Below are 14,475 nucleotides of genomic sequence, written 5' to 3'. Positions count from 1 at the left end.
AAATTGATTGTTTAACAACTATCTATTTGGCAGTTTATTTGGAAAACAAAGCATTAATGGGGAATATTGACAATTTAACAGCATGAAATATTTTGTGTTTCTAAATAACTTAGCAACTACCCAATTTATGCCTCATGGTTCATGCTATCTCTGGCAATCTAATCTGGTTTGGCTACACGCCTCGTCCGAGTTAATTACCGCGATCGCCTATTATTCCATTCCCATTACTCTAGCTTATTTTCCTTGGCGACGTGAAGATCTATCCTTCCCGAAAATATTTTGGTTATTTGCTGTTTTTATTATCTTGTGCGGTACGACTCACGTTCTGGAGAGTTGGACGATATGGCATCCCGACTATTGGTTGTCGGGTATGGTCAAAGCTTTGACTGCATTAGTTTCTTCGTACACTGCAATTAAAATTATTCCTCTGGTTTCTCATGCTTTGGCTTTGCCTAACCCGACTCAATTAAAAGCTATTAACCAGCAATTAGAAGGAGAAATAGCTAAAAACCAACAGACAGCAAATGCATTGCGAGAAAGTGAAAAACGTTTTCGCAGTGCATTTAAATACGCACCCATCGGTATGGCTTTAGTGGCACCCGATGGTAAGTGGTTACAGGTAAATCGTTCCCTATGTGAAATTGTTGGTTACTCAAAGAAAGAATTACTGGAGCTAACTGTTCGAGATATTACTTATGCTAAGGATTTGGAACTGGCTCTCGAATATAAAAATCAAATGTTGGAGGGGAAAATTCGTAACTATCAGATAGAAAAACGCTACATTCACAAACGAGGACATTTGGTTTGGGTGCTCCTCAGCGTCTCTTTAGTGAAAGACGAGCACGAGAAACCTTTATATTTCATCTCACAAATTCAAGATATTGCCGCTCGCAAACAAGCAGAATTAGAGTTGCGTGCTAGTGAAGAACACTATCGCTTAATGGTTAAAGATCGAACCGAACTCTCGATCGGATTCGTATGCGGCAGTAGAATCGCCATGGGTATTGTGGAGTTGGTTGGCGACGATCTAGTTCATATATCCGGCAATGCAGCTTCGGCAAAATTATTTGGTTTAAAACTGCAAAATTTGCCAGGAAGTTCATTTAGAGAGACGATGAATTACTCAGAAATTGTCGATAAATGGATCGATGGTTGTTATCACAGCCAATTTAAATACAAGTCTACTCATTTTGAATACATTCATTCCTTCGAATGCGAGGCAAACTATATTTCAGTTAGTATATCTCCAGTTAATTTTTGCGATCTCCTCGACAAACACGATACATCTGCTGGCTTGAGATTTTCTTATGTAGCTGAAGATATTACCGAGCGTAAACAGGCTGCAAGTTTAAAGCAGAAACAAATTCGAATTAAAGAAATTCACCATCGGGTTAAAAATAATTTACAAGTAATTTGTAGTCTGCTAAACCTTCAAACTCGTACTTTACAAGACCAGTCTACGGTCGAACAATTACGAGAAATTCAAAATAGAGTTCAGTCTATTGCTTTAATTCATGAAAAACTCTATCAATCGGAAAATGTTTCTCGAATCAACTTGTCAGAATATATCTGCGATCTAACCCATAGCTTATTTCGCTCTTATCTAATCACAGGAAAAAAAGTCGAGTTAAAAACTGAAATCATTCAAAATTTTTGGCTAGACCTTGATGCGGCAGTCCCTTGTGGTTTAATTATTAACGAACTAGTTTCCAATGCCTTAAAATATGCTTTTGAACCTAATATTAATGGAGAAATTAAAGTTAAACTTGAAGCCAATTATGATAATAATATACTGTTAACTATTGCCGACAATGGTAAAGGTTTGCCAGCGAATTTTAATTTAGAAAAAAGTCAAACCTTAGGACTAAAATTAGTTAGAAATTTAACCGAGCAGCTTCGTGGCAAAATAGAGTTGAATACCGATAGAGGAACTCAATATAAAATAATTTTGTCCTTAGGAAAAAACTTGGCTCCATCCTCATAGTAGGTAATGTGTAGTTAAGTACTAAACCAAATACTAGATATATATAAATAAAAATATTAATCGCTCATGTTATCCTAAATGTCCCATAATACTTTGTTAGTTGTAGAAGACGAAACTATTGTCGCTCAGGATTTACAAGCAATTTTAGAGTTTATGGGCTATGGTGTACCCGCTATAGCCGATTCTGGTGAGTCAGCTATAGAAAAAGCAGCGCAGCTAAAACCAGATTTGATTCTGATGGATATCAGGCTGATTGGCGATATGGATGGCATTACCGCAGCTAATGTAATTTATCAAAATTTTGATATTCCAATAATATATGTTACTGCTCATTCAGATCCCGATACTTTAAAAAGAGCCAAAATTAGTCAACCCTTCGGGTACATACTCAAACCATTTCAGGAACAAGAAATCAAAATCGCGATTGAAATTGCACTTTACAAACATCAAGTAGAGCGACAATTACGGGAAAGTCAGAAGTGGTTGTCTACAGTGCTTGATAGTATTGGAGATGGGGTAATTACTACCGATACTCATAGCCGTACTACTTCCCTCAATGCTGTGGCAGAACAAATAACGGGATGGACATCACCGCAAGCAGTAGGTAAAAACTTATTAGAAGTTTTTAATTTAATTAATGAAATTAGCCGTAAAGTAATTGTCAATCCTATAGAGACAACTTTAGCCACGGGTGAAATTCTTCATTTACCAAAACATACCTTGTTAGTCAACAAAAACGGTCGTGAAATTCCCATTGAGGCTACCGTAACTTCAATTAAAGACAACAAAAACTCTAACATCGGTGTGGTAATCGTCTTTCGGGATGTTAGCCAGCAACGATTAGTAGCTAAAAAACTACATCGTCAGGCATACTACGATTCTTTAACCAATTTGGCCAATCGTGTTTGGTTCAACGAACTTCTTACCGATGCAATCGAACGAGTTAAGCGAAATTCAGATTATTTATTTGGAGTCTTACTACTAGATCTCGATCGCTTTAAAGTAGTTAACGACAGTCTCGGTCATCTAATTGGCGATCGCTTACTGGCTGCAGTTGCCTCGAGACTGGAAAACTCAGTACGTCCCAACGATACTGTAGCTCGTTTGGGTGGAGATGAATTTGCCATCTTACTCGAAAGTCTTCAAGATGAGAGCGAAGGGGTTAAAGTCGCCCGCAGAATTCAGCAGGAGTTGATCGTTACGTTTAACATTGAAGGACGGGAAATATATACCAGCACCAGTATTGGAATCGTCCTGAGTTCCATTGGCTACCAGCGCATCGAGGAAGTGATGCGCGATGCCGATATGGCAATGTATCGTGCCAAAGCTAAGGGGAGAAATTGCTATGAAATTTTCGATCCGATTACTCGCGATTCGATCGCGATCGCTTCGCAGTTAGAAAATGAATTGAGAGGGGCGATCGAGCGTAAGGAACTTACAATTTACTATCAACCCATCGTCTCGTTAGTCACTCGAAGTATCGTTGGATTTGAAGCTTTGGTACGCTGGCATCATTCTCAATGGGGAGCGATTTCTCCTGCGGAATTTATTCCCATTGCCGAAGAAAGCGGATTAATCTTTGCAATTGACTGGTGGGTATTACGAGAAGCCTGTCGTCAAATGAAAGTCTGGCAACAAAGACAGCGGGTTGCCTCGTCGGCAAAGATTAGCGTCAATCTCTCTAGCAAGCTATTTTTACAAACTAATCTTATTGAAAAGATTGAGGAAATTGTCCGCACAACTGGTTTGTCACCTCGTAATTTACGATTGGAAATTACCGAAAGTGCCATGATGATCGATCCCGATCTCGCTGCAATCTTCCTGTTAAAATTAAGAAAATTTGGCATCGATGTATCTTTAGATGATTTTGGTACGGGTTATTCTTCTCTAAGCTATTTACATCGGTTTCCCGTAAGTTCGATCAAAATCGACCGTTCTTTTATTAGCAAAATCGATAGCGAACCAGAAAGTTTGGAAATCGTGCGGGCGATCGTGGCTTTAGGCAAAAATCTACAATTAGACGTAGTAGCTGAAGGAATTGAAACTTTAAAGCAATTGCATCTACTACAAAATTTAGAGTGTCAATACGGACAGGGATTTTTATTTTCCGCAGCTATCTAGTAGTTCATTCGGTGTTGTCGAAAAACTAATAATGGTATTTAAAAAAGCCAAAAGACAACAATAATTTTTCTCTAATATTCTCTAAAGTTTAGATTGAATGTAGCTAAGATCGATTACTACTACTCTAAATTATTTGACTAGATATTAATAATCGATTGTTAATTAAACTGTGGTCTTAGGGAAATCTTAAATAAAAGAACATTTTTTACCTTTGACTAAAGTTTTTACTAGACGATGAAAAACATATCTAACTTGTTACTACTATCTTTGACTTTAGTTTACTTTTCGAGCGAAGCTCAGGCTCAAGAACAAGCTTGTTTTATGCAAGATGCCAACGGCAAGCCACTGGATTTGAGCTATCTTTGTGGCAATTATTCTCCTAACTCGCCCAACCTGGGTCAATCTCGTTCTAAACCAGCCTATGAGCCAGGAGTACATACCATACCAATTGTAAGAAGAAATGCAGGAATTCCTGTAATTAAAGTCAAGTTTAATGATAAGTATGAGTTTGAAATGATGTTAGATACGGGAGCGAGTATTACAGTTTTGACCGAGCAGATGGCAAAAATCCTCGGATTCAAATCTCAAGGAAGTTTGCCAATACAAACCCCGAGCAACGAATTAGTTTATTTTCCCTGGGGTCAAGTACGATCGATTGCGACCGCAGGTGCGGTAGCAGAAAATGTTCCCGTAGTAGTTTCTCCGTCTATGCCTATAGGTCTTTTGGGTCAGAACTTTTTTGGTAACTACGATCTGACTATTGAGTATGGTGCGGTTAAATTACGAGAGAGATAAACAAAAAAATTCAGAATTCTTTCAAAAGAATTCTGAATTAAACACCATCTATTTCAAAATCAGTACTTTTTGGACTTAGAAATTAAAATCTTTCCCTCTATCTCAGAAATTTATTCTCGTGTTTAGACGAGGTCGATTTACACTCCAAAAAACTGAGAATAAGTCTAGAAGGTAAAGGTGGTTCTAAGCACGCCAACTATAGCATCATCCTCATCGTTATTACCATTGGGTGAAATAATATAAATTACCCCAGGAGTAAGAGAGATATTATCGTTAAGCTGATATTTGTAAAAACCTTCCAGATGAATCGGAACATCACTATTTCCTCCATAAGGTTCGGCACCAGCAAAAATCGCCCCTAAGTTACCTTCTTTTCCTAAGTCGGGAAAAGCAACTCCCGCACCATAAGACCAAATATCCTCTTCACCATCACCTCCTAGTTCATTGGCATCGGTGTAAACTCCAAAAGCATTAAAGGCAATACGGTCAGTGAATTGAAAAGCAGCTTCTACACCATAAGAGTTAGTAGCAGTAGCGGTATCAAATGGATTGACGCCGCTAGATACACCAACACCTAAATCGAAGATTTCGGGGTTTTCATCAGTAAAGTATCCTCGAACGTAAGTTCCAGCTACTTGTAAACGATCTTCTAAGAAACTAAGAGTGACCTGTCCGAGCGCCGAATAACCACCGTTAAATAGACCGTTGCCTTCGGATGGATCGAAGGATGTATCGGCAAAATATCCCCCACTGATAGTTACAAACTCTAGAGGAGTATAGTTTACTCCCAAGCCCCCACCAGAAGCCAAACCGATTTTATAGATTGGGCTAGATTCAGCAAAACTGGATAGAGAACCAGTCGCTCCGGTAAAGGCATCTAAATAGGGACTAAGTGTAGGTACGAAATCCTGCCATAGAGGAAAAGCGGCGGGTAAATATACGTCAATTTTGTCGCCGATAGGGAAGTAGTAAGCTAGCCAACCAATACTAACCTCGTTGTCGCTATCGGCAGTCTGATAGGTCAAAGCTCCAGTATCTATTTCCTCAAACGGGCTGGCATTAGAGGCATCTAAACGGGTATATAGAGCGTCTTCACCCGTAAAACTAGAGACGAAAGCCAAACGAACCCGGTCTTGAAAAACAGTTTCGTTATCGTAGTTAAATTCGCTAGCAATACCAAAAACAACCTCGCCTTCGAGTTTGGTAGTAGTGGAAAATTGATTGTCTTCCAAGAAAGCAGTACGACTTTCAAGATTATCGATGCGTCCACCTAAGGTAGCAAGCTCTGCTTCAAATTCTTGAGCGAGACGGCTCATCGTATCTAAATCTTCTCTAGTAACTGCCTCGGAAGAAGCAATCAGACGCTCGATTTGATTGAGACAAGAATTCAAACCAGCGGCAAATTCGTAACGAGTTAAAGCTTGAGAACCGCGATAGGTTTGGTTGGGATAACCTGCAATACAGCCATAACGGTCGACTAAGCTCCGGAGAGCTTCATAAGCCCAGTCTGTAGGCTCTACGTCGCGAAGTTGATTGACGTTGGTTACTTGATTGACCGAGTTGTCGTTGCTTTCTTGGCTATAGCGATTGACACCATCGAGTATGGTATTTTCTTCTACTGGAGTTTGAGCGATGATAGATGATTGCCAGCTCAGGACAATACCAGCGATCGCTGGACTGACCAGTAATAGTTTGGTTATTAGTTTGAACATTTTTCCTCACACCCTGTAAAAAAATCAGCCACTTAGTTTGTTTGTCGGATTTTAATACGACGTTAACCTGGTAGCAATTAGCCTAAAATTATAAAACTTATTTTCAAAATTTGTGTATTGAGCTATACATAAATCTGCAATTGCGGCGCTCGCTAATGCTAAATTGTTTGGAGCTGACCATCTAAAACGTATTTTGTGAATTAAATTTTAGTGAAAGGATAAAATTTTAAAAACTAAAAAAATTAAAATTAAATATTTATATCGGGATTTAAATTTTGAAGATAAGCAACTAAATTCATGTTGAGTGCAGTTTTTATTGGTCGAGCAGAGACTGGGCAACTCTGTTTGAATCGGTCTGAAGCTTCGAGTTTATCTGTTTTGATTTTAGTGGCACTAATTGGATTATTATTGCTGATTGCGATCGCCTTAGTCGTCCGGTGGCTCTATCTTCTCCAGCAAGCTCGAGACCGATTGCAAGAAGCCAACGAGGAATTAAAGCAAAAAATTGACGGGCAACAGCAAGTTGAAGCTACTCTGCGAGCCAGCGAATGTCGATTCTCAAATTTAATTAGTAACATGCCCGGTTACTTTTATCTAGTTGCCAAAGATTCTGATTACACTCCTGAATTTATTAGCCAACGAGTTTATGAAGTCACGGGTTACAAACAGGAAGAATATCTAGTCGAGCGGACGATTACTTGTGGACGAGAAGTTCATCCCGAGGATCGAGATTCAGTCTGGGAACTGGTACAACAAGCAATTGCAGCGAGAGAAGCCTATGAATGTACATATCGGATTATTACTAAATCTGGAGAACAAAAATGGGTTTGGGAAAGAGGACAGGGTATTTTTGACGAACGAGGAGAGCTTTTGAGTTTGGGAGGCTTTGTCACAGATATAACCGAGCGCAAACAGACCGAAGAGCAGCTACAAAAAGTTAGAAGTCAGCTAGAGTTATTTTTTTCCCAGTCCCTCGATGGCTTCTTTTTCATGATGTTAGATGAGCCGGTACAGTGGGACGATACGGTTGACAAGGAAAAAACCCTCGATTACGTTTTTGCTCACCAGCGAATAACCAAGGCAAATCAGGCTATTTTAGAGCAATATGGTGCTACTGAGGAGCAGTTTTTAGGTTTAACTCCCAACGACTTTTATGCTCACCAACCTACCTATGGTAGAGAAATCTGGCGGCGTTTCTTCGACCGCGGCAAGTTGCAGCTCGAAACCTATGAGTGCAAGCTTGATGGCACACCAATTTGGATTGAAGGAGACTATATCTGTTTTTATGACGCGCGAGGCAGAATAACAGGACACTTTGGCATTCAGCGAGATATTACCGAGCGCAAAGTAGCAGAAGCAACTCTACGAAATAGTGAAGAACGTTTGTCTCTTGCTCTCAAAGCTGCCAAAGCGGGAATGTGGCAGTGGACAAACAACCAAAATCAAGCTATTTGGTCGGAACAGACTTTTAAACTATTAGGGTACGAACCAAATAGCTGTCAAGCAAATTATAAAAACTGGCTTAAGGTCATTCATCCGGAAGAACGAGACAGAGTAAGTTCTCGCATCAAACAAATTCTTCAACAAAAAACTAACTTAAATCTAGAATACCGAGTGCTGTTACCCGATAATAGGGTACGCTGGCTGAGGGGCATTGGCAAAATAACTTATGACGAACGAGGCGATTATATAGGGATAGCTGGAATTCAAATCGACATTACCGAGCGCAAACACGCAGAAGAAGCCCTCAAGCAACTTAATCGGAACTTAGAGGTGAGAGTGCAGCAGCGAACTGCAGCCTTAGCTATAGCCAACCAAAAACTTCAAGAGAAAATTGCCGAGCGTATCGAGACAGAGAAAGTTCTCAAACAGCAAACAGAAATTCTTCAAACAATTTTTGACAACGTTCCGGTGATGTTAATATTTTACGACCGCAACGGACAGATTAAAATGGCCAACCGAGCTTTCGAAGAAACTTTAGGTTGGTCGGTAAGGGATTTACAAGAGCTCGATGTACTCGCCGTATGTTATCCCAATCCAGCCGACCGGCAACAGGTTTTAGACTTGATGCTCAAACCTACTTCTTCAGGCTGGTTGGATTTCAAAACTCGGATTCGCAATGGACGAATTATCGATACTTCTTGGGCAAATATACGACTTTCTGATGGAACGAGTATCGGTATCGGGCAAGATATTACTTTCCGCAAACGAGCAGAAAATGATTTGAAACAAAAAAATGCAGAAATGCAAGCGATGTTGAGTGCTTTTCCCGATCTATTTTTTCGGGTAAATTCCCAGGGAATCATTTTAGATTATCAAGCACCTCATCGAACCGAGTTATATACTTCGCCTCAATCTTTTCTTGGAACATCGTTCTTAGAGGTATTGCCTCGAGAGGTAGGAGAAAAATGCCAAGAAGCGATCGCTAGAGTGTTACAAACTAAATCTTTAGTAAGTATCGAGTATTCTTTACCCATGAATAGCGGGGAGGAATATTATGAAGCTCGCCTCGTTCCTATAGAGACAGACCAAATAATTGCAATCGTCCGCAAAATTAGCGATCGCAAACGAGCAGAGAAAGCATTACGAGAGAGTGAAGCAAAATTTCGCCAAATTGCTGAAAATATTCATGAAATTTTTTATCTATCAGATCCTAGAGAGGGCAAAATACTATATATTAACCCTGCTTACGAAACAATTTGGGGACGTACCCGCCAGAGCTTGTACGAAAGGCTTTCTTCCTTTCTCGAAACCGTACATCCAGAAGACCGCTCTGTAGTCATCGATTCTCTAGAGCGTCAAAAACGAGGAGAAACTACTCGCTGTGAATATCGCATTATCCGTCCCGATGGTGCGCTGCGTTGGGTATGGGATCGCTGTTTTCCAATTCTGGATGAAAAAGGAGAAGTTTACCGCTGGTGCGGAGTAGCCGAGGATATAACCGAGCGCAGAGAAGCGGAAGAACAATTGCGACACGATAACCTTCATGACACATTAACGGGATTACCCAATCGAACATTGTTAATGGATCGCTTAAAAAGGTCGCTCGAGCGCAACCAACGTTATCAAGAAGAGCGATTTGCCGTACTTTTTTTAGATCTAGACCGTTTCAAAGTTATCAACGACAGTTGGGGACATTTAGTAGGAGACCAATTACTAATTGCTCTGGCACGGCGTCTGCAAAAATGCCAAAGAGCTAGCGATACTATCGCTCGTCTAGGGGGAGATGAATTTGTCATTCTTCTAGAAAATATCAGTAGCATAGATGATGCTATACGAATGGCGGAAAGAATTCAACACGAGCTAAGGCTTCCCTTCGTTCTCAATAGTCATGAGGTTTTCGTTTCGGCTAGTATTGGCATTACTCTCAGTTCCGAACACTACATTAAAGCTGATTCTCTCTTACGAGATGCCGACTCGGCAATGTATGTTGCTAAAGTTCGAGGTAAAGCACGCCATGAAGTATTTACTTCCTCCATGCACGCTCGGGCACTCAAGCAACTGACTTTGGAAAATCAATTGAGGCGAGCACTTGATTCTCACCAACTTGTTGTTTATTATCAACCGATCTTTTCTCTAGCAACTAATTTACTTCAGGGTTTTGAGGCGTTAGTACGCTGGGAGCATCCAGAGCAAGGAATAATTTGTCCCCATGATTTTATTGCCCTGGCTGAAGAAACCGGACTAATTATTCCCCTAGATCGCTTGGTACTGCGGCAAGCTTGTCATCAACTTCGTCACTGGCAAGAGCAATTTCATCCCGATCTTCCTTTGAGTATATCTGTTAATCTTTCTGGCAAGCAGTTTGCCCGACTGGATCTAATCCCACAAATCGATCGCATTCTTGCTGAAACTGGACTAGAAGGGCAAAAGCTAAAGCTAGAAATTACCGAAAGCGTATTGATTGAAAATGCCCAATCAACCGCAAAAATTTTCCAGCAACTACAACACAGACAAATTCAGGTTTGTCTCGATGACTTTGGCACGGGTTATTCTTCGTTAAGTTATTTGCAGCGTTTCCCGATTAACAGCATTAAGATCGATCATTCTTTTATCGCTCGCCAGCAAGATAATAGCTCTAATGATGCCATTGTCCGCGCCATAGTAAGTACGGCAGATGAACTAGGAATAGAGGTAATCGCCGAGGGCATAGAAAAAGTCGAACAATTAACGTTTCTTCAGTCATTGGGCTGTCCTTATGGACAAGGTTACTGGTTCTCTCCTCCCAGGGATAGCACGACCATAGAGAAATGGTTAAAAGCAGTCGATCTCAGTTGAGGAATCTGTAACCAAATTCAAATTAGCATTCAAATAGTAACACAATAGCAAACAACGCTAAGCCCATAACGCTACTCAATCGGTCGCTGGATGTAAAATCCAGCAATCGATTGAGCATTGCTCAAACAATAGGGGAAAAAATCTGATTTTTCCCCTATCTATTTATTCAAATTACAAGATGATTTCGGTTACTAATCTAAATCTATAGTTATCCAACCCAAATCTAGCTAGTAACCCAGTTGACCAAAGTTCTTACAGGAAAGCCAGTTCCGCCTTTGTTATCGATGCCTTGGGGCTTTTCTGCCCAAACCGGACCTGCAATGTCTAGATGCGCCCAAGGCGTATCTTTGACAAATTGCTTGAGAAATAAAGCTGCAGTAATGGAACCCCCAGCACGAGGTCCAGTATTTTTCATATCGGCAATCTCTGACTTTAAGCCTTCAAAGTATTTCTCTTCTAAGGGCAACTGCCAGAATTTTTCTCCTGCTGATTCAGCAGCAGTTTGGATCTCTTCAGCCAGAGATTCATCACTACTCCACAAACCAGCTATATTGTTACCCAGAGCGACGATACAAGCACCAGTAAGAGTAGCCAAATCGACGATCGCATCGACTTCTAATTTTTCGGCAAAAACCAAAGCATCGGCAAGTGTCAATCGACCTTCGGCATCAGTATTATTGACTTCGATAGTTTTACCGTTGGAGGCTTTGAGTATGTCTCCCGGGTGCATTCCGTGACCGCTAATCATATTTTCGGTTGCCGCACAGATAAAGTGAACTTCCACATCTGGCTTGAGCTTGGCGATCGCTTTAGCCGCACCGAGAGTAGCTGCACCTCCTCCCATATCCATTTTCATAGTTTCGATACCGCTGCCGCTAACTTTAAGATTCAAACCGCCAGAGTCAAAGGTAACGCTTTTACCGACAATGGCAATTTTGCGTTTGGCAGTTCCTTCTGGTTTATAAGTAAGGTGAATAAACTTTGGTGGTAAATCAGAAGCTTTAGCAACACCTAAATAAGCTCCCATGCCTTGCTCGAATTGTTCGCAGGCATCTCTGTCTAAAATTTCAATCCCCAAACCACATTCTTCAGCGAGCTTCTGGGCGGTTTCTGCCATGGTTACGGGGTCAATGGCATTTGCAGGAGCGTTGACCAATTCTCTGGCTAAAATTACCCCAGAGGCGATAGTTTCCCCCCTAGCAATTGCCGCATCTCGACCGTTCAAACCGATTAGGTCTACGGTTTCTAATTTGGTTTGTTTGTCTTCTGGTTCTGACTTAAACCGATTATCTTGATGCAGTGCCAAGACAATTGCTTCCGCCATTGCCTGGGCGATCTTATCGGCAGTTTCCGAGCCGACAGGCAGACTAATACCGAGAGTTTTCTCTTTTGCTGCCAAACGGGCGATCGCGGCTGTGGCACTGCGCCAGGTGTCTAATTTGAGGTCTTCTGATTTGCCCAATCCTATTAAGGCAATTTTGCGTACGAGGTTTTTACCGCCAACACGACTGATTGCCGTACTTCCTGTTTTACCTTCAAATTCTTCGTCAGCAATTAATTCTTTAAGGGTACCGGCTAATTTCTCATCCAGTTGTGCCAAATCTCCTGTTAATTTGGTTTCTCCTTCAAAAAATCCTATGGCGAGGAGATCGCCAGTCCAATCTAGTAATGATGTCTCGGTTGCTTTAATCTGCATCCTTTCTCGTCTTTATCTCGTAAAGTAACTATAGTTAAGTTTAACTACTATGTTGGGTGGATTTAGACAAGAAAAACAGAAGTAAAGAGAATGGGTTCTGATTAAGAGGGTGAACGAAAAAGGTGTGGGAATAAAAAAGAAAGAAGTAATGAGTTTATACTTCTTACTTAAATTACTTAAACAACGCAAAAAATAATTTTTCCACGGTAAATTTCGCTCACCCCGGTTCAGACCTAGATTCTGGGTATTTAGATGATTTTCTAGACTTTAGCTTCTTCTTTGACTAACTTCTCCCAACCCAATTCTTTTAGATTTTGATTGCGACGCATCGGTCGAGTGGCTAACTCTAAAATATCCCGCGCATTGGTAAAGCCGTGTATCTGGGCGAAGGTGAATTCTACCGACCACTTAGTATTGATGCCTCTGGCTTCTAAGGGGTTGGCGTGTGCCATACCGGTGATTACGAGGTCTGGCTTTTGTTCCTTGATGCGTTGGAGTTGGTTGTAGTTGTCGGGTTTTTCGACAATGGTAGGAACGGGTACGCCCATATCCTGACAAGTTTTTTCTAGAAGATCGAGTTCTGCTTTTTGATAACGCTTATCCATGTAAGGAATACCAATTTCCTGGCAAGTCATGCCGCAACGGATTAGAAAACGGGCTAGGGAAATTTCTAGTAAGTTATCTCCCATAAAGAAAACTGACTTACCCCGAATTAGCTGGATATAGTCTTCTAGATTTTGCCAAATTTTAGCTTCTCTTTCTTGCAAGCCTTGGGGTTCGATGCCAAAGACAGAACAAATTTTCTCGATCCAAGCACGAGTACCATCAGGACCAATGGGGAAAGGTGCGCCAATGAGTTTAGTTTTGCGGCGACGCATTAAGGTAGTAGCGGTACGGCTGAGGAACGGGTTAACGCCAGCTACATAGTAGCCTTCTTCAATTACTGGTAATTCAGTATAGCGCTTGGAAGGTAGCCAACCAGAGACTTTAACACCCTGTTTTTTTAGTTCCAAAGTAAGGTTGGTAACAACCGGATCGGGTAAAGAACCGAATAATACTAGAGGTGGATGGTCTTTGTATTCTGGTTCTTCGCGATTGCTTTCTTCTTTCTTCTTACCAAAGTTGAGTAACTTAGAAATGGCATTGCGTTCTTCTTTTTCGGCTTCGGCTTGGGGGGCTTCTTTAGGGCACTTGTGCGCCATGGCAGCAAGTACGGTGTCTTCTCCCTGAGTAAAGGCGTAGTCCAAACCGTTAGCGCGAGCGGTTACGATGGGAATACCAATCTCGGCTTCTAATTTGGGTGCTAATCCTTCCAAGTCCATCTTGATGATTTCGGTAGTACAAGTACCAATCCAGACGATTACGCTAGGGTTGCGATCGCGCTTAATTTGCAAACAGAGTCTTTTTAATTCTTCGTAGTCCTTGAGTTGGGCGGAAATATCACCTTCTTCTAATTCTGCCATGGCGTAGCGAGGTTCGGCGAAAATCATTACTCCCATCGCATTCTGCAGGAAGTAACCGCAGGTTTTGGTGCCAATTACTAAAAAGAAACTATCTTCAATTTTTTGATAAAGCCATGCCACGCAGCTAATTGGACAAAAGGTATGATAATTACCAGTTTCGCAGTCGAAGTTCAACGCACTAGGTTGTTGTGTAGCGGTCATGTTTTTATTTCCTCTCTAAATCGGTCGAGATTTTCTAAATTAGTTTTTGTTTGTTTTTTAGCTAATTCTGCTTTATGCTTGCCAGAAGCGATGGCAAACTTTAAAAAAGCTTTTACTTACTTTATCCAGCTCCTAAATCCCCCAATTCTGGGATACTTTGATGTGTTCTCTCAGGTAAATAGCTTAGAGCTTTTGAGACTTTTAGTACTTCCCTCAAACTTGGGG

General features: G+C 41.0%; 7 protein-coding genes. 4 read left to right on the top strand and 3 right to left on the bottom strand.

Features of this window, described 5'->3' with window-relative positions; genetic code table 11:
- Positions 1 to 82: 82 nt before the first annotated feature.
- The 3 genes from ACLFKQ_RS08255 (at position 83) to ACLFKQ_RS08245 (ending at position 4,900) form a co-directional block, all read left to right on the top strand.
- Positions 83 to 1,984: a PAS domain S-box protein gene (locus ACLFKQ_RS08255; protein ID WP_448999317.1), complete on the top strand. Its 1,902-nt coding sequence runs from the start codon at positions 83 to 85 to the stop codon at positions 1,982 to 1,984.
- 78 nt (positions 1,985 to 2,062) lie between these two features.
- Positions 2,063 to 4,105 carry an EAL domain-containing protein gene (locus tag ACLFKQ_RS08250; protein WP_448999316.1) on the top strand — a complete coding sequence of 681 codons (2,043 nt, stop codon included), beginning with the start codon at positions 2,063 to 2,065 and terminating at the stop codon, positions 4,103 to 4,105.
- 234 nt (positions 4,106 to 4,339) lie between these two features.
- Positions 4,340 to 4,900, top strand: a complete 561-nt coding sequence (locus ACLFKQ_RS08245; RefSeq protein WP_448999315.1) for a retropepsin-like aspartic protease family protein — start codon at positions 4,340 to 4,342, stop codon at positions 4,898 to 4,900.
- A 164-nt stretch (positions 4,901 to 5,064) separates the two neighbouring features.
- Here ACLFKQ_RS08245 and ACLFKQ_RS08240 read toward each other — a convergent pair whose 3' ends face one another.
- On the bottom strand, positions 5,065 to 6,612 hold the full coding sequence (locus ACLFKQ_RS08240; RefSeq protein WP_448999314.1) for an iron uptake porin: 1,548 nt from the start codon (positions 6,610 to 6,612) through the stop codon (positions 5,065 to 5,067).
- A 297-nt stretch (positions 6,613 to 6,909) separates the two neighbouring features.
- Here ACLFKQ_RS08240 and ACLFKQ_RS08235 point away from each other — a divergent pair, with 297 nt between their 5' ends.
- Positions 6,910 to 10,890 carry an EAL domain-containing protein gene (locus ACLFKQ_RS08235; RefSeq protein WP_448999313.1) on the top strand — a complete coding sequence of 1,327 codons (3,981 nt, stop codon included), beginning with the start codon at positions 6,910 to 6,912 and terminating at the stop codon, positions 10,888 to 10,890.
- 223 nt (positions 10,891 to 11,113) lie between these two features.
- Here the strand turns inward: ACLFKQ_RS08235 and ACLFKQ_RS08230 are convergent, their stop codons facing one another.
- Entirely contained in the window at positions 11,114 to 12,586 is a 1,473-nt protein-coding gene (locus tag ACLFKQ_RS08230; protein ID WP_448999312.1) for a leucyl aminopeptidase, read from the bottom strand.
- Positions 12,587 to 12,846: 260 nt separating this feature from the next.
- The gene (locus tag ACLFKQ_RS08225; RefSeq protein WP_448999311.1) at positions 12,847 to 14,250 is read right to left on the bottom strand and encodes a ferredoxin:protochlorophyllide reductase (ATP-dependent) subunit N; all 1,404 of its coding nucleotides are present in this window, start codon (positions 14,248 to 14,250) and stop codon (positions 12,847 to 12,849) included.
- Positions 14,251 to 14,475: the final 225 nt, after the last annotated feature.

The organism is Myxosarcina sp. GI1(2024) (assembly GCF_053543375.1).
Note: the sequence above shows the minus strand (reverse complement) of the source record. Positions and strands in the feature narration are given on the sequence as shown.